Genomic DNA, 16,363 nt, shown 5'->3' with positions numbered 1-16,363 from the left:
TATCTCGTTCCTGACGATGACGAGCCTTTAGGATGTCTTTTGCATTTTGTGTTAAAAAGCTTGATGTAGGTTGCATATGAGCAGGGATCTTAGCAGAAGATATGAGAAAATTTCAATGAATTGATTATCTGTAATGTCTTTTTTCTAATGCTGTTGAGTTTATCACTGTAAAAGCTGTTTTAACTGCAGGTCCTGAAATTTCTGGATCTTTTATAAAACTGATTACCCCTACCTGTCTTTCAATAAGAGCAATAAATTCTTCTGGGGGTGGATAGATGTTTTTATAAGAACCGGTTTGAATAAAAATGGCATTTTCGCGTAGCAGATTTACACGTGTTATTCGTGAGCTTCTTCTACTCTCAACAGCAGCTCTTCTTCTTTGAGTCTCTGCTTCAATTTCTGCTAATTCTTGTTCTGCTTCTATGTCGATTTGCTCGATAGCATTTGGTTGGTTATTACAGTTTAACAAGTTGAGGTTCAAAATATTATCGTCATATCTAGGAGAGTAAACGTTTGCATAATGTAAAAGTTGCATGGCCATAAGAACCTCTTTGATGCGCTTTTAGTGGTCAGTAATTGTTGCTAAAAAAAATAATTATTAGCAACAAAAGGTTTTATCCTTTTTAAAAAGATATGTGTTCTCTTTGAAAACCAGAAGGCCCAATAAGGTGTCTCAGTGAAAAAAAGGGACTGAAAATGTATTTCAGTGACCAAAGCACCTTTGTAGATATATTTGGAGGCTTATAAAAAAAGAACTTGTTATGTCATTATCGCAATGACAATAAATATATTTTTTTTGTAGCATGCTTTTGCCCTTAAAAACATCAAGGTAATTATCAAAGCAGTATCAAATGGAAATCACATAGTGATAACAGATTTAAACGATAAGGAAAGATTAAGCTTTAATCTTGGTGAGGTGCTAAATTTAAACGATGGAAAGACAGTTTCAATCAATCATCTCCAATTATTCTATCAAGATCAAAGAACTATAAAACAAGAAAAAACAACTTGGCAAGTATTTAAAAAATCCTTTACTACCAGCATGGCATTGTCTTCTGGTGCAGCTGCGGTTAGCTTCATAAGCTTTCTGTTCTTTAAAATGATAAAAGCAAAGGTGGAACGATCATAGGAACAATCGGAAACTTTCCTTGGATTAAACCAACTGTTCGATCAAATAGCCGTTAATGATAAAAAAATAGGATGCGACATTAAAGTGAATGAAATAAATAATTGCATAATAAGAACAGAATTTTTACCCATGCCAGAAGAAGCTCAAAGAGAATTTGAAAAATTTGATGAGATTTTTAGTAAAGCAGTAGTTAAAAAAGATAGCTTTGCACAAAAGTTTGTAGCAGGAATGCTATTTGGAGCTTTAGCAGCTCCAGTTTTTATTTATGCATACCAGATTCAATTAATCCCCAAGTCAACTGACTGGAAAATAGATGCACTCGCATGTATGTTTTTTGCTATGACTTGCGCAACTGTTGCACGTTGTTTAGGTTTTAAGAATCTCCTTCAATTCAGTCGCCCTCTCAATCCGGTAACCATTAGTAACTCATTGATAAAAAAGTAGGCTGCGACATTAAAATGAATGAAATAAATAATTGCATAATAAGAACAGAATTTTTACCTATGCCAGAAGAAGCTCAAAGAGAATTTGAGGAGTTTGAGAAGGCTTTTGGTAAAAAAAAGTTAAAGAAGATAGCCTTGTACGAGATTTCGCTACAGGAATGATTTCTGGTGCTATAGCTGCTCCTAGCATAATAAACACTGTTGGTGGAAGAATTAGAAACGTTCAAGTCCTTAGTGATGAGCCTTCACGACTTTTAGTAAAGCATAGGCATGGAAATAACTCGAAGCCAAGGAGCGACGACCCTGGTTTTTTTACATACATGGCAGGGGTAGCGATTACAGGACTAGGAATACTTTTATCTGAAACACCCGCTGGTCCTATTTTAATAGGGGTTGGAGCCGGATTGCTTGGCACCGGAGTCTCTATAGCGGGAGAAGCAAAAGCAGAACAATCACGCAACCGCAACCGTAGGGAGTAATTGTGGAAGAATGGACTCTACAACAAAAGATCGGCATTGGCCTTGCCTTCTCTCTAGCGATATTTTTGTGGGCCCTAATCTTGTTAAAATTGGCTGATTGGGCACAAGATGGATGGTGTAACAATAACCGCAAAAAAAAGTGGGCTGTTTGTTTGATCATTGGTTTCTACCTTGTCTTATCAAAACTTAACAAAGTATTTCCTGACATGTTCGCCTCTTAGCTTCATTTTGGCATTTGGCCTCACATTTTGCAATAGAGACAAAGATGGGAAAAGCGCTCAAAGAATTCATTAGACGAGGAACTAATGTTAATCGCGTTCTTAGGAATGGATATAGATCGAGGAAAATAACCGAAAAGAAGTAGTGGAATTTTTATATGCCCAGACTTTGATCTCTAAGCTCTAGTCCTGATTAAAAAGGATTTACAGAAAAAAATCATAGGCGCCATAATTTCATAGGAAAAATTTAAGGGGATCAATCAATATGCCTATTTTATTATACAGAGCTCTTCTTTTTCTGCTATATGTGGCGCTTCCTTGTTTTTTTCTCATTCAGATGTGGTACAACTATACGAAAAGTCTGGGAAAATGGATATTGCAAGCTACTCTAGCTGGTTTGTACATATTCGACCTGTTTTTAATTGGTCTATGGCCTATTTATGGGTATTTCGTTCGATATCTTTTGGTGCTTTTGCTTATTATTGTTCTTATTAAGTCTTCGTTTAATATGGAGAAAAAGTTTTTTTATAAGTTCTCTATTAGAAGCGTTTTGTCGAGTTTTATTTGTTTTTTCTTTATTGGTTTTTTTATTTATAGAATTTTTTTAGGTTTAAATGGGGCCAATTATTCAAGTCCTGTTGAATTAGCCTTTCCTTTGAAAGAAGGAGATTTCTATATGGCGCATGCTGGTACAAATGAAGCAGTAAATCACCACTGCAGCATTCCTGCTCAAAAATATGCAATGGATATCCTTAAAATCAATGCACTAGGTCTTAGAGCCAATAAATGGTATCCAAAGGATTTAAACGATTTTTGTATTTTTGGTTCTACTCTTTATAGTCCGTGTGATGGAACTATTGTTGAATCTCTAGATCAACTTGAAGATCTTGAGCCTATGGTCATGGATGAAAAAAACCTAGCAGGGAATTATTTGGCTATTCATAAAAGTGAGAGCGAAATTATTATTATTTTAGCGCATTTAATGAAGGGGTCTCTTCTAGTTAAAAAAGGAGACTTGGTTAAAGAAGGTCAACCTATTGGTAGAGTAGGAAATTCAGGTCATACATCAGAGCCTCACCTACATATTCATGCGGTATTAAATCATACAGGAGATTTTTTGTTTAAAGGAGAAGGGGTTCCCATAACATTCAACCATCGATTTCTTGTTCGCAATGATCTTGTTCGATGATGCTAAAAGCAATTTTGGGCATACTAATCATTACCTATGAACAATCTTTATAGAAAACTTGTTGTGCGTCTAGAAATGCTTGAAGAAGATTTCGTTGGAGAAATAATCACTGGATAAAGGGTTTGTAAGTGCTCTTTAATAGCAGTAACTAGTGTTTGTAAATCTGGGTAGTAGTCGGAGAGCTTGCAGATAAACTCATGATGGACTCTATTCGCGCGATAAGAGGGACTTTTTTTAGGATGTAATAAGCAATCCATATAGTTAGGATTGTAATCCCATAAAAAACTGGTGTGATGTAGCCAGCGTTCTTTTTTTAAGTATTGTGCATTGCCTCCAAATTTTTTATCCGCTAAGACGTAGTCATTTTCTTTTAAGCAAAAATCAGGATGAGCAAAAATAGGACGGTAGAAATCTTCGCTCCAACGCATAATCGGCTCTGGATAAGCAGGGAAAGGATGGCTATTTTTGGAGAAGATAAAAGTGACAAATAAAGTATTGTGATCTACTACAACAGTTCCGCCGCCGCTGAATCTTTTAATGAGGGGGATGTGATAAGAAGCTGCTTTTTCTAAGTGGACCAATTCTTCTTTTTTTCCGGAGATTCCGAGTACAATGGCAGCAGAGGAGCCGTGGTTAATCAGACAAAAATCTTCTGTGTGGTCTCTTAAGAGGGACTCTTCTAAGAGCAATTGATCGAAAATAGGAGTATTTTTTAACTCTATCAGATGAATAGGCACTTTTAAGGCCTAGATTTTAGAGAGACTAAAAGAACGGAGATATCGGCTGCAGAAACTCCTGAAATTCGAGAAGCTTGGCCTAAAGTCAGGGGATGTACGCGATGTAATTTTTCTTTAGCCTCATTGCTAAGACCTGTTATGTTTAGAAAATTAAACTCTTTGGAAATAGAGATTTGTTCGATTTGTTCTAATTTTGCAGCTTCTAGAGATTGTCTTTGAATATAACCAGCATATTTGAGCTGCAGCTCAACTTGTGTGTTTATTTCTACTCCTAAATCCATGGCAATAGCAGGAAATTGTTCAATGAGGGCTTGATAGGTAAACTCTGGACGGCACAGAAGCTGTGCAAGGCTACTGCTTTTATCTCGGATGGTATGATGGTTTTGAGATAAAATAGAGATTTGTTTTTCAACAGCTGCTTTTTTTTCTAGGAGGCGCTGATACTGTTTTTGATTGATCAAACCCAAAGAATGCCCATATTCGCGCAAGCGAAGGTCGGCGTTATCTTGTCTTAGAAGAAGGCGGTATTCCGCTCTACTTGTAAACATACGATAGGGTTCATCGAGCTCTTGAGAAATCAGTTCGTCAATCATAACCCCAATATAGGCTTCTGATCTTTTTAGAATAAATGCAGGCTGATTTTTCACTTGCATAGCAGCGTTAATCCCAGCGATTAGCCCTTGTGCTGCAGCTTCTTCATATCCGGTTGTTCCATTAATTTGTCCAGCAAAAAATAAGCCTTTGATTTTTTTAGTTTCTAATGTGGGATAGAGTTGACCGCTTCTTACAAAATCATACTCAATTGCATAAGCAGGGCGCATGATTTCTGCTTTTTCAAGACCTGCAATGGTGTGTAGCATCTTCATTTGTACATCTGAAGGAAGAGAGGAGGAGATGCCATTTACATAGATTTCTTCTGTTTCTAACCCTTCTGGTTCTAAAAAGATTTGATGGCGTTCTTTATCGCCAAAACGAACAATTTTATCTTCAATCGATGGGCAGTACCTAGGTCCTATGCCTTGAATAATTCCAGAATACATCGGAGATAGATGTAGGTTATCGCGAATGATCTTTTTGGTTTCTTCATTGGTATATGTGATCCAACAGGGGACTTGAGTTAGACCAGATGTTTCAGGAGGATCATAAGAAAAGTATACGTTCTTATCACCTGTTTGTGCTTCAAGTTGAGAAAAATCAATACTGCGCTTATTGATACGGGGAGGGGTTCCTGTTTTTAGGCGCCCTAATACAAAACCAAATTCCTCTAAGGTTTTAGAAAGACCCATGGAAGGTTTATCGCCAGCCCTTCCTCCTGGAAATTGCGTTTGACCAATATGAATCAAGCCTCGCATAAAGGTTCCAGAAGAGATAATTACGGTTTTCCCATAAAAAGCGATCCCTTCTAAAGTGGTAACACCCAGGATACGACCTTCTTCAACGATGAGCGTTTCAATACTGCCTTGTTTGATTTCTAGAAAAGGAGTTTTTTCTAGTCGATGCTTCATTAGCGATGCGTAAGCGAACCTGTCGCATTGAGCTCTTGGGGACCAAACAGCAGGCCCTTTTGATGCATTGAGCATGCGACGTTGGATAGCTGTTTGATCAGCTATCTTTCCCATGATGCCCCCTAGCGCATCGATTTCTCGAACCATGTGACCTTTCGCTGTACCTCCAATAGCTGGATTACAACTCATTTTGGCAATCGTATCGAGCTGCATGGTAATAAGTAGTGTTTTTACTTCCAAGCGAGCAGAAGCATGAGCAGCTTCACAGCCTGCATGTCCTGCCCCAATAACGATTACATCAAATATTTCAGGATATTTCCACATAGTTGATGGTATCTTAAGATCTTTTTAAGATTTTTTATGACGATCGCGACGTCTTCTTTTTTTTCTTTTGTGCTTAGCAATTTTTGCGCGGCGCTTTTTCTTTACAGATGCCATAAAAAGAGATTTTCTCCCGTTTTTTTAATCAATTTAATTAAAAAATAAAGACCCATCTTACAGCAAGGAGTGAAAAAAAGTAAAGCTCTAAAGTTTTTGTAAAAGGCTTTTTAAAAGTTATTAAAAAAAATATTTTAATTGGGATTAAACGCAGCAAAGGCTTCTGCATTGTCTGAAGAGTCAGAGTCGGTCCTTAAAGGGGAATAATTGACAAACTGAGCTAGTTCTTTACGGTAAGTTAAATTTATATTACCAATGGCTCCATGTCGGTTTTTAGCAACGATTAGCTCTGCTTGCCCAGGTTTATCATAAGGATCATAATACTCACGACGTAATAAAAACATCACAATATCGCTATCTTGTTCAATGCTACCGGATTCTCTTAAATCACTCATCATGGGTCTATGCCCTTGTCTTTCCTCTACTTTACGTGAGAGTTGTGATAAGCAAAGAATGGGTAGAGAAAGTTCTCGTGCAAGTGTTTTCATCATACGAGAAATTTCAGAGATTTCATTTTGGCGGTTTTCTTGACCGCGAGAAAGACCAGATCCAGTAATGAGTTGCAAATAATCAACGACTAAAAACTGAATATTATGGCTCTCTTTCATACGACGAGCTCTAGCTCTTAAGTCTGTAATTTTTAATCCAGGTTGATCATCTATGATAACAGTAGCTTCCATCATAGAATTTACAGCAGCAACAATTCTTTGGTATTCTGTGCCATTTAAAGAGCCTGTGCGAATCTTATCGGATGCTACTTCAGATTGGCTGCAAATCATGCGGTGCAATAATTGCTCAGCGGTCATTTCTAAAGAAAACACACCAACGGGCAATCCTGTTTTAAAGGCGACATTTTCTGCCATATTTAAAGCAAGTGCCGTTTTCCCCATAGCAGGTCTTGCTGCTAAAATCATCAGGTTAGAAGCAGTTAAACCATTAATCATTTTATCTAAATCTATAAAATGCGAAGGGATGCCTGTGATACCTAGATCTTCGGGTCCTTTTTGCTGATATCTCTCTTGCTTTTCTTGTAATTCTTTTAGATAAGGGAGCTGTGCTTCAGAACGCACGCCGGAGAGTAGCTCTTTAATCGAAACCCCAGCCCCTGGGCTAGCTGATTGGCTAATTAAAAAAAACTTGCCTTGAGCTTCATCTAACAAGACGCTAACATCACTTGGTTCATTTAAAGCTGCTTTTTCTACCTCTTGTGCAGCTACGACCATTCTTCTTAAGGTGGATTTGCTGCGAACAAGATCTACATATTCTTCAATATAAGCAGAGCTACCAGCATATTGAGCTAATACTGTTAGGTGGGCAATTCCACCCACAGCAGAGAGCTTTTGTTGTCGCTTGAGCTCTTCTGCAATTAAGTGGATATCAGCTGGTTTATCGTTGCGGTAAGCGGTTTTTAAGACTTGAAAGATGATTTTATGTTCTGTGAAATAAAAATCTGCTTCATCAAGGCCATCAGCTGCTACATTAAGACTATTAATATTGGTTAACATAGAGCCTAGCACCATCATCTCTGATTCTTTAGAGTGAGGAGCTGATTTTATTTTGGGCAATGACTTTGACATAAGAAACCTCAAACTGCAGTATCTGATATTTAACAATATAAGAAAAGGCCGTGTTTTACAAACACAGCCGAAGATCGGAAAGAGTGGGATTTGAACCCACGGTACCCGTGAGGGTACGCGTCCTTAGCAGGGACGTGCCTTCGGCCGCTCAGCCATCTTTCCTTAAGAGATGCTAGCTAGTTTATATGTAAATAGATTTACAAGCAACTCTCAATCTATCCCATTTGATTCTAACGGTTTTCCATTGAGGGCATTCCAATGGCTTGTATGTAAGGAACCATCGGGGTTTTGTACAACAATACAATGAACCGGAAGGTAGACAGAAGCTGTTTTTCGAATAGCAAAGTCTTCACCAAAAGCCGAGCTAGTAATTCTTTCAATCTGTGAAAGAGAATAACGCCTAGATACACAAAGAGCCTGACGGTAGGGTTGAGTGACTAAACGCTCTTCAATTAAAGTAGATGGAGTAATTTTTAATTTAGGATTTTCTAAATGCAGTCGATAACGTCCACCGTGTTGTACAATCAATTTTTTACGACGACAGGTTTCAATAAGTGCATCGATTACCTCTGTTTCTACATGAATATTTTTACGTAAGTCCTCTCGATTGATCACTCCTCCTTTTTGAGCAATTGCATTGATAATTTTGAACTCACGGCGATCTACATTTGCATTAATGCAATCAGCAAACCCATGTGTTTTATCCCAATCCTTGGCATTAACTACCATTTCTCCATCTGTTAAATCCCATAAGATGATCCCTTCTTTTGTTTTCGCATCAGATGAACTGTACTTAACCTCTAAAAGTAAATAAGGATAGAATTTCAAAGAAGGTTCGAGATATTGGTGCTTAGCGTCTTTAAGCAAAACCTTTTGCTGAGATTCCATAATTTGCTCTGCTGTATAGCGAATCTCTAGTGTATGAAAATGTCCTATGTTTAATACATCTTCTACTTTGTTTTTCCAATCGGGTTTGTTATAAGAGGCCCACCATAGACCATAGCCAAGCGCTCCTAGACTAAATAAGCTAAATATAATACGCATCTATTCTCCTTGGTCTTCCCGTTTATTAATGATATATCAAATTTTAGAAAATGATGTAACTAATTGGATGATTTTCATCTAATTATGAGGAGAAGTTGATTAGTTTTCTAGACCCAAACAATAATTGCAAAAAGACTTAAGAATTAACAAGCATTAGGAGAACTTATCTGTCTAAATAGTAGCAAGATCGCAAGAATGATTTAGAAAATGATTTACTTCTAGATCGCTAACGGGATCAAAGGTGTGGTAAAAGTCAGAGATTTTTGCAAAAAAGGAAGGAGAGAATAAACATGTGGTTTGTATTTCTTTTGGGATCTTTGCAAGAGATGAATGGCTAGCAACAGGAACGGCTAGGTGAATGTCTGAAACTTGTAGTTTTTTTAAAGCTTGTATAGCTACTTGCATACTAGATCCTGTAGCCATGCCATCGTCGACTAAAATGATTTGTTTTTGGTAGAGCAAACGCTCAGAGATATGATAGGATTTAGCTTGTTTTTCTAAATGGGTTTTTTGATTTTCAAGCTCTTTTTTGATATAGTCATTAGGAATATCAAGAATACCGATCAAATCCGCGTGTAATAATTTTTCGTTTTGTTCTGCAATAGCGCCTAGAGATAGAGTAGGGTTTTGAGGAGATCTAATTTTACGAACTATGAGGGTATGGAAAGGAAGATGTAATAGCTGAGCAATTTCAAAAGCAATGGGCATTCCCCCACAAGATAGCCCTAATATAATGGCGTTTGGGTGGTTTTGATAGCTTATTAGATGCTTTGCTAACTGATTTCCTGCATCTTGTCTATTATTAAACATCATTAATACACCTTTGAAGAAATATAAAATATGATTTTTATGCTATTTCCATGCAAGTCAAATTTACCCTAAACTAAAAAAATATTTAGTTTAGATTTAATTTTTCTTGAGAGAGCAGCCAGCTGAGATCTTGTTGCAGAAATTCATCAAATGTAGAACAGAGCTTTTGGTAAGAGGTTTGATCGTTTCTGCGGTAAATATAACCTATACAATGAGTATCATAGATACTTACTTGAGTATGGCATAGATCAGAAGAGGGGATGCAGAGTTTATTTATAAGATTCCCTATTTTTTTTTTGATTTCTATAAATGGGGAGGCAAACATAATGAGGAAAAATTCGTCTTTAGCTTGAGTCTTATAAAAAATAGGAGTGTGGGTATAGTCTGCATTGATTGCTTTAAGCATCATATTAAAAAGCATCTTTAATATAGAAGGCATAATCAAAGTTTGGCTTAAAGGGGGAGTAAGTGAATAGAAGAAATTTTCTAATAAAAAATTTTCATGGGGAGAAAGCTCTTTAAAAGAGCTGCAAAGCTCATGGAAAACCTCTTGTTGTTTAGAAAGAATACCCCCATTGAAGTCGCGAATACCCCCTTTGAAGATACGATTTAGTTCAGAAGAAAGGAATTGACGGGCCTTAAACAAATCAATAGAAAATCTACGTAAAAATGGGGTTTTATTAAGAGCTATATAGAAGATATTTGCTTCTTTTTGATATTTCTTTCTCAGTAATCCCGCAGATTTAACTTCCAATCTCTCAATTTTAATGGAAGTGTTTGCTTTTTCGAATAAATGGATAATCTCTGGAGAGGAATCATTAAGAACTCTTAGCAGAATCACCGTAAATATGAGTTGATGTTTTGTTTGGGTATTAAAAGAGATAGTGACTTGAGGTAGATCATTAACATATTTTAGTTGACGGCTGAGTAATACAATGCTTCGCATGATCTCTTCTTCATTACGAGGCATTAAAACAGGGTGAATGATGCTTTCTATATTCTCTTTTAATTCTCGATTTAGGCTTTTACGTAACTCTTTAATTTCATCAATCGTAAATGGAGTATTATCTTTTTTCTCAATTTCTAGATAGAAAAGACGAATAGGGTCATGAGTTCTGCGATCAAGAACAAAAGAGTTTTCTACTTTGGAAACATTAGGCAAACAGTGGCGAATAGCTTCTAATATGTGACGTTCTTCAAATAGCTCGCTTTCTTTCAGTACATTAATACCACCAATAATACCTAGGACGGGTTTATTTTCTTGAGCGGAGTTGGAAGAGAGATAAGCGCGGAAAATTTTTAAACTTAAGTGTCTTTTTTCAGGGTTTTTAGCAAGTTGATAGAGTAAATTTTTTCTAAATAAATACTGAAAAGAGACTAAGCGGATTAAATGACGTAATTCTCTAGCTGCGGTAAATCGACTGCCAAATAAAAAAGAATAATATCTAATCTCTTCAAAAATATCTCGATCAAAAATCTTTGCTTTCTGTTTTAAAAAAGGAGCGAATTTGAGTTGTATACGAGAAATCTTTTTTTCAGCATTAAGTTGTAAAAACAAACTATGCATCAAATTAAACATACTGCCATCAAGCTCTTTAGTAGAACGGCTTAAAGAAGAAGCGATATTCTCTTTAATCATAAAACGTTTTTGCTCGGTAGATAGGTTTTTAATCGAAATTACTTGGCGAGCATATCTCACGGCTAAAATATTCAAACGGATCTCTTTTTGAAGGCTGAGTACATTGTTTTTTAAAAGCATCAAGTCATCGCTATCTACTATATCTATGTAAATTTGGTGAAAATAAAAGGCTTGTTTAGGAGAACAATGAAAAAGAATAGTTGCACCACAAGAGCAAGAGATATTTAAAAGTTTTCCAGGAATTAACCATCGACTTAAAATATCGCAGAAATATCTTCCTATACCTGTTGTAAATTCAGAAGAGCAGATTAGATTCATTTTAATGGAGCATGGTGCCGTGCGAGAATCATCCCAGGAGATAAGTGGTTGTTTTTTTCTAAGTTCTAAGACCATAGAACGCATTTTTTCTTGCGAGGGATTTAACAGAAGATCTTTCATGAATTCATCGGGTAAAATCTTTTCTAAAGATTTGCTAATGAATTTTGAAAAGAGATCAAGATTTTCTGCATCTTTTTCATCAGGGTCTACTACAATTTTTATATAATTGCTCAAACAGCAATGGTTTTTCATAGAATCAGAATTAGGATCTGGATGTATGAGCATATTCATTTTTTCTACTTTTTTTAAATCTTAGAAGGCATCGGTAGTAACAATCGATCTCCCCATAATGGTATATTCAAGCGTGGATTTGTGATGTAAACAAAGTCCACATGATATAAGGGAATAAGAGGCATTTCTTTTAAGAAAAGTTCTTCAGCTTCTTCTAGTGTACGAAAACGTGTTTCACCTTGTTCATAAAAAGAACGATCGAGTAGTTGAATGTATTCTGCATTTTCCCAGTTTGTAAAGTTCTTCGCATAGGTTCTATATTTGAATCTTTCAAGAATACTCATAGGATCGTGATACATCGCACTCCAAAGAGTATAACACATGAAGTAATCTCCATGTGTTAACTTATCCACAATGACTCTATAGTCCAAAGATTCTATCTTAATAAAAATGCCTAGAGCCTCTAACCATTGTTGTTGGATTGTCTGCATGATTTTACTGGTTGCAGAAGAGAGAGATTGATAATAGAGAACAACTGATTCAAAAACCTCTTTAGTAATTCCCATCTCTGCCATTGCTTCTTCTAGTAAAATCTTAGCCTGGCTTACATCATTGTCTTTAAAAAAAGAACGATTGCGATTTTGTTTTAATAAAGGGGGAATCATATTTGTTGCAATAGAACTTGCTTGGTAGACAATATTGTCAACTAGTTGTTGGCGATTAAGGCTTAAGCTAAAAGCTCTGCGGATTTTAGGATGATGAAAAGGAGCTTTATCCGTATTAAAAGCAATGATCATAGTAGTAGGAGTCAATTCTCTAGAAATTTTCCATTTTTTCTCTAACTCAGGGATAGCCTCTAAAGGAATAGAGGTTAGAGAATCTCCAATGATGTCAACTAAACCCTTTTCAAACATTTGTAAAGTGGTTGTGTCATTTTCAACGGTTTGGAAGATAATTTTTTCTGGGTGCACATCTTCTGTTTTTCTATAATGGGGATTAGAGACAGCAATAATTTCATCCGCATGCTCCCATTTTTCTAATACAAAAGGACCATTGCATAAAAAGTTAGGGCCTGCATGGTGAGCCCAATTAGGGTTTTCTCTGTCATTTTTGATATTCACAGGAGAAAAAACACAAAAGGAAAGCAAATTAATCAGATAAGGAGTAGGTTTTTCTAAAGTAATTACCAATGTTTTTGCATCTATTGCTTTAATCCCTACCTCATCAAGAGACACAATTCCTTTTTTTGCTAAATCTGCATTTTTTATCGTATAAAATAATTGAGCGTTCATAGAAGGGAAATTAGGATCTAAAATATCTTTCCAAGATTGCTCAAAATCATAAGCCGTAACGGGAGTATTATTAGACCAAACCGTATCTCTTAAGTGAAAAGTATATATGAGATTATCCTCTGATACTTCATACGATTCTGCTTGCGCTAGTTTAAAGCATTGGTTTGGATAAATTTTTACAAGCCCTTCAAAAAACAGAGAATGCATTTGTGAAGAATACCAATCGCCTCCCTTACGAGGGTCCATTGTTTTTGGTTCTGCTTTCATGTTTAAACGAAGCACTTGAGTTGACTGCTCTGGACTTTGATGTTTAATGAAAAAAAAAGTAAAAAAAACAATAATAAATAGAAAAAATATTATCTTTTTCATAGGAGGTATCCTTGATGGACGTGTCAAAAAAAAGGCGAGCATAATCCTTTATAAGATTATTTGTAAATCATAAAGATGTAATTTAATTTTAACTAAGGATAAGTTCAAAATAAGATTCCGCAATATGGGGAAAGTTAATTTAATCTTCTTAAGATTTTTTAAACCAAGAAAGCTTTTTATCTATCTAGAAGAGACCTTAAGTAAAATATTTACAAAAAAAGATTTTTTTTTAGATTTATATAACCAGAATAGTTAAAAGCCTTTATAGGGTTATTTAAAGGCTTTTTCATGAAAAATTTATTTGCGTTTTTTTTGTCCATACAGATCTTACATGCATTACCCACTTCATTAACTATTGAAGAAAATCAGAAAGTTCTCAAAGAACTTCCCTTTGACAATCAACAAGATTTTGAAGATGTCAATCGAGGTTTCATAGCTCCTTTACCTAATAATGGCATTATTGAAAATGCAAATGGGCAGATTATATGGGATTTAAAGACATACGATTTTTTGGAAAATGCATCAGCTCCAGATAGCGTAAATCCCAGTTTATGGCGTCAAGGTCGGCTTTTATGTAAGGCAGGCTTATTTCAAGTAGCTGATCGAGTTTATCAAGTAAGAGGTATTGATCTCTCGAACATGACTATTATTGAAGGGAAAAAAGGGCTCATTATCATAGATCCGCTGGTCTGTATAGAAACAGCTAGAGCTGCTTTAGATCTTTATTATCAACATCGTCCGAAAAGATTAGTTAAAGCTGTTATCTATACACATAGTCATATTGACCATTTTGGAGGGGTTCGAGGGATTATCACCCAAGAAGAGGTTCAAAAAGGAGCTGTTAAAATCTTTGCCCCGCAAGGGTTTACTCAAGCTGCTTTAGATGAATCTATCATGGCTGGGAATGCAATGGCAAGAAGAGCTAGTTATATGTATGGAAATTTACTAAAACCAGGAGTAGATGGACAAGTAACATCAGGACTTGGTCTTACTACATCTGTAGGGGAAATTTCCCTTATTTTACCAACCGATTTCATTGTAAAAACAGGCGAGAAGAAAACCATTGATGGTGTTCGCTTTATTTTTATATTTGCTCCTAATTCTGAAGCTCCTGCGGAAATGCTTTTTTATTTGCCTGACTTAAAAGCACTCTGTGCAGCAGAAGATGCAACGCATAATATGCATAATTTATATACATTGCGAGGAGCAAAAATTAGAGATGCAAAAGCATGGTCTCATTATTTAAATCAAACAATTGAAATGTTTGGAGAAAAAGCTGAAGTGGTTTTTGCGCAACATCATTGGCCAACCTGGGGCAAAAATAGGGTGATAGATTTTCTCGAAAAACATTGAATAATACGAAACACTGTTTCTGTATTTGCTGTATCGGTTTCTCGCATTTTTCCATCTGAAGCCACTAATCTCAACAATTGAGAAATACCATTCTTTATTATGAAAGACTTGCCGGATTTTTTTTATCCTCGAAAGCAACAAGTTTATCGATTGTTTTCTCGATATTTTTATTGTTTAAACTCATAAATACACCCTTAGATTGTTAAGCACAAAAAAACAACACATCTTAATTAAGGAATTAAGATGTGTTGTTTAAGAAAAAAATTATTCTTTCATAGTGAGAAGAAACTCAGCATTGCTACCGGTTTTCTTAAGACGGCCAAGTAGTAAGTTCATCGCATCTAAAGGAGCTAGATCTGCTAATGCTTGACGCATAACATAAATTTTTTCAAGCTCTTCTGGATGATATAAAAGCTCTTCTTTACGAGTTCCGCTTTTAATCAGGTCAATAGCTGGCCATATACGACGATCCGCTAAGCGTCGATCTAGGACTAGCTCCATATTTCCGGTTCCTTTGAATTCTTCAAAGATTACCTCATCCATACGAGACCCGGTATCAATCAATGCAGTTGCAATAATTGTTAAAGAGCCACCTTCTTCTATATTTCTTGCTGCGCCGAAGAATCTTTTTGGTTTATGCAAAGCGTTTGCATCGATTCCGCCTGTTAGAATTTTACCAGAATGAGGCTGAACTGTGTTATAAGCACGCGCTAAACGGGTTAAAGAATCTAAGAGAATCAGTACATCATGACCATATTCAACAAGACGTCGTGCTTTTTCAATCACCATTTCAGCTATTTGAACATGTCTTTCAGGAGGCTCGTCAAAAGTAGAAGAAATAACCTCTCCTTTGACACTACGAATCATATCAGTGACCTCTTCTGGGCGCTCATCAATTAACAAGACCATTAGGAATACTTCTGGATGATTGATAGCAATAGAATTGGCAATGGTCTGTAAAATCATTGTTTTCCCAGTGCGAGGAGGAGCTACGATAAGCCCTCTTTGCCCTTTCCCAAAAGGAGCTGTTAAATCAAGGACCCGTGGGCTGAGTTTTTCCTTGCCACATTCCATCACGAGGCGAGCATCGGGATAAAGAGGGGTAAGGTTTTCAAATAAAATACGGTCTCTGGCTTTTTCTGGAGGTTTATTGTTAATTTTTTCTACTTTTAACAGGGCAAAATATTTTTCCTTTTCTTTAGGAGAGCGGATGGTTCCGTATACCGTATCTCCTTTCTTTAAATCAAAGCGACGAATCTGTGCTGGTGAAACATAGATATCCTCAGCAGAAGGAAGATAGTTATAATTAGGAGAGCGCAAGAAGCCAAATCCATCTGGCAGAATTTCAAGGACTCCTTCTCCTACCAAAACCTCTTGAGGTTTTTCAGACAAAAACTTTACGATTTCAAAAACCATCTGAGATTTTGTAAGTGCACCGAGGTTTTTCAGACCAATATTTCGTGCAAAGAGTGTAAGCTGGTCCATATTCATTCTTTGAAGATCTGCTATTTTCGTAATCGACTCGACGGGAGTGGTCATAGAAAGAGAAGAATTATTTTGTTCTGGGTCCTGAAACCCTTGAGTGATATCTT

At 36.2% G+C, this 16,363-nt stretch carries 16 protein-coding genes and 1 tRNA gene; 6 read left to right on the top strand and 11 right to left on the bottom strand.

Annotation, left to right across the window (positions count from 1 at the left end):
* Nucleotides 1-124: 124 nt before the first annotated feature.
* Nucleotides 125-541, bottom strand: coding sequence for a hypothetical protein (locus RHTP_RS06395; RefSeq protein ID WP_138107299.1), 417 nt, complete (start codon nt 539-541; stop codon nt 125-127).
* Nucleotides 542-865: 324 nt separating this feature from the next.
* On the opposite strand from RHTP_RS06395, the gene RHTP_RS06390 reads away from it, so the two are divergent.
* From RHTP_RS06390 to RHTP_RS06370, 5 genes are all read left to right on the top strand, one after another.
* Nucleotides 866-1,129: a hypothetical protein gene (locus RHTP_RS06390; protein WP_138107298.1), complete on the top strand. Its 264-nt coding sequence runs from the start codon at nt 866-868 to the stop codon at nt 1,127-1,129.
* Between the two features lie 84 nt (nt 1,130-1,213).
* Nucleotides 1,214-1,573 (top strand): hypothetical protein, encoded by a 360-nt coding sequence (locus RHTP_RS06385; RefSeq protein ID WP_138107297.1) that lies wholly within the window; start codon nt 1,214-1,216, stop codon nt 1,571-1,573.
* Between the two features lie 157 nt (nt 1,574-1,730).
* Nucleotides 1,731-2,051, top strand: coding sequence for a hypothetical protein (locus RHTP_RS06380; protein WP_138107296.1), 321 nt, complete (start codon nt 1,731-1,733; stop codon nt 2,049-2,051).
* A 2-nt stretch (nt 2,052-2,053) separates the two neighbouring features.
* Nucleotides 2,054-2,272 (top strand): hypothetical protein, encoded by a 219-nt coding sequence (locus RHTP_RS06375; RefSeq protein WP_138107295.1) that lies wholly within the window; start codon nt 2,054-2,056, stop codon nt 2,270-2,272.
* A gap of 262 nt (nt 2,273-2,534) precedes the next feature.
* Nucleotides 2,535-3,458: a M23 family metallopeptidase gene (locus tag RHTP_RS06370; RefSeq protein ID WP_138107294.1), complete on the top strand. Its 924-nt coding sequence runs from the start codon at nt 2,535-2,537 to the stop codon at nt 3,456-3,458.
* Between the two features lie 47 nt (nt 3,459-3,505).
* Here the strand turns inward: RHTP_RS06370 and RHTP_RS06365 are convergent, their stop codons facing one another.
* From RHTP_RS06365 to RHTP_RS06325, 9 genes are all read right to left on the bottom strand, one after another.
* Nucleotides 3,506-4,195 (bottom strand): lipoate--protein ligase family protein, encoded by a 690-nt coding sequence (locus RHTP_RS06365; RefSeq protein ID WP_138107293.1) that lies wholly within the window; start codon nt 4,193-4,195, stop codon nt 3,506-3,508.
* Between the two features lie 2 nt (nt 4,196-4,197).
* Entirely contained in the window at nt 4,198-6,024 is a 1,827-nt protein-coding gene (gene mnmG, locus RHTP_RS06360) for a tRNA uridine-5-carboxymethylaminomethyl(34) synthesis enzyme MnmG (protein ID WP_138107292.1), read from the bottom strand.
* Nucleotides 6,025-6,048: 24 nt separating this feature from the next.
* A complete protein-coding gene (locus tag RHTP_RS09150) occupies nt 6,049-6,138 on the bottom strand; it encodes an AURKAIP1/COX24 domain-containing protein (protein ID WP_138107291.1) in 90 nt (29 codons plus the stop codon).
* Between the two features lie 134 nt (nt 6,139-6,272).
* Nucleotides 6,273-7,715: a replicative DNA helicase gene (gene dnaB / locus RHTP_RS06350; RefSeq protein ID WP_138107290.1), complete on the bottom strand. Its 1,443-nt coding sequence runs from the start codon at nt 7,713-7,715 to the stop codon at nt 6,273-6,275.
* Between the two features lie 75 nt (nt 7,716-7,790).
* Nucleotides 7,791-7,877, bottom strand: a tRNA-Ser gene (locus RHTP_RS06345).
* Nucleotides 7,878-7,925: 48 nt separating this feature from the next.
* Complete coding sequence (locus tag RHTP_RS06340) at nt 7,926-8,759, bottom strand: hypothetical protein (RefSeq protein ID WP_138107289.1); 834 nt, start codon at nt 8,757-8,759, stop codon at nt 7,926-7,928.
* A 171-nt stretch (nt 8,760-8,930) separates the two neighbouring features.
* Nucleotides 8,931-9,572, bottom strand: a complete 642-nt coding sequence (locus RHTP_RS06335; protein ID WP_138107288.1) for a phosphoribosyltransferase — start codon at nt 9,570-9,572, stop codon at nt 8,931-8,933.
* Between the two features lie 82 nt (nt 9,573-9,654).
* Nucleotides 9,655-11,817, bottom strand: coding sequence for a hypothetical protein (locus RHTP_RS06330; protein ID WP_138107287.1), 2,163 nt, complete (start codon nt 11,815-11,817; stop codon nt 9,655-9,657).
* Nucleotides 11,818-11,831: 14 nt separating this feature from the next.
* Entirely contained in the window at nt 11,832-13,418 is a 1,587-nt protein-coding gene (locus RHTP_RS06325) for a peptide ABC transporter substrate-binding protein (protein WP_171005763.1), read from the bottom strand.
* Between the two features lie 288 nt (nt 13,419-13,706).
* On the opposite strand from RHTP_RS06325, the gene RHTP_RS06320 reads away from it, so the two are divergent.
* Complete coding sequence (locus tag RHTP_RS06320; protein WP_138107285.1) at nt 13,707-14,771, top strand: alkyl/aryl-sulfatase; 1,065 nt, start codon at nt 13,707-13,709, stop codon at nt 14,769-14,771.
* Between the two features lie 264 nt (nt 14,772-15,035).
* Here the strand turns inward: RHTP_RS06320 and rho are convergent, their stop codons facing one another.
* The gene (gene rho, locus RHTP_RS06315) at nt 15,036-16,310 is read right to left on the bottom strand and encodes a transcription termination factor Rho (protein WP_256360135.1); all 1,275 of its coding nucleotides are present in this window, start codon (nt 16,308-16,310) and stop codon (nt 15,036-15,038) included.
* Between the last annotated feature and the right edge of the window lie 53 nt (nt 16,311-16,363).

This window comes from Candidatus Rhabdochlamydia sp. T3358 (genome assembly GCF_901000775.1).
Classification (GTDB): domain Bacteria; phylum Chlamydiota; class Chlamydiia; order Chlamydiales; family Rhabdochlamydiaceae; genus Rhabdochlamydia.
Note: the sequence above shows the minus strand (reverse complement) of the source record. Positions and strands in the feature narration are given on the sequence as shown.

Bases quoted from the DNA above. Each gene is read 5' to 3' on its own strand.
- RHTP_RS06395 (WP_138107299.1), bottom strand. From the start codon at position 541: ATGGCCATGCAACTTTTACATTATGCAAACGTTTACTCTCCTAGATAT.
- RHTP_RS06380 (WP_138107296.1), top strand. From the start codon at position 1,731: ATGATTTCTGGTGCTATAGCTGCTCCTAGCATAATAAACACTGTTGGT.
- RHTP_RS06370 (WP_138107294.1), top strand. From the start codon at position 2,535: ATGCCTATTTTATTATACAGAGCTCTTCTTTTTCTGCTATATGTGGCG.
- mnmG (WP_138107292.1), bottom strand. From the start codon at position 6,024: ATGTGGAAATATCCTGAAATATTTGATGTAATCGTTATTGGGGCAGGA.
- RHTP_RS09150 (WP_138107291.1), bottom strand. From the start codon at position 6,138: ATGGCATCTGTAAAGAAAAAGCGCCGCGCAAAAATTGCTAAGCACAAA.
- dnaB (WP_138107290.1), bottom strand. From the start codon at position 7,715: ATGTCAAAGTCATTGCCCAAAATAAAATCAGCTCCTCACTCTAAAGAA.
- RHTP_RS06340 (WP_138107289.1), bottom strand. From the start codon at position 8,759: ATGCGTATTATATTTAGCTTATTTAGTCTAGGAGCGCTTGGCTATGGT.
- RHTP_RS06335 (WP_138107288.1), bottom strand. From the start codon at position 9,572: ATGATGTTTAATAATAGACAAGATGCAGGAAATCAGTTAGCAAAGCAT.
- RHTP_RS06330 (WP_138107287.1), bottom strand. From the start codon at position 11,817: ATGAATATGCTCATACATCCAGATCCTAATTCTGATTCTATGAAAAAC.
- RHTP_RS06325 (WP_171005763.1), bottom strand. From the start codon at position 13,418: ATGAAAAAGATAATATTTTTTCTATTTATTATTGTTTTTTTTACTTTT.
- RHTP_RS06320 (WP_138107285.1), top strand. From the start codon at position 13,707: ATGAAAAATTTATTTGCGTTTTTTTTGTCCATACAGATCTTACATGCA.
- rho (WP_256360135.1), bottom strand. From the start codon at position 16,310: ATGACCACTCCCGTCGAGTCGATTACGAAAATAGCAGATCTTCAAAGA.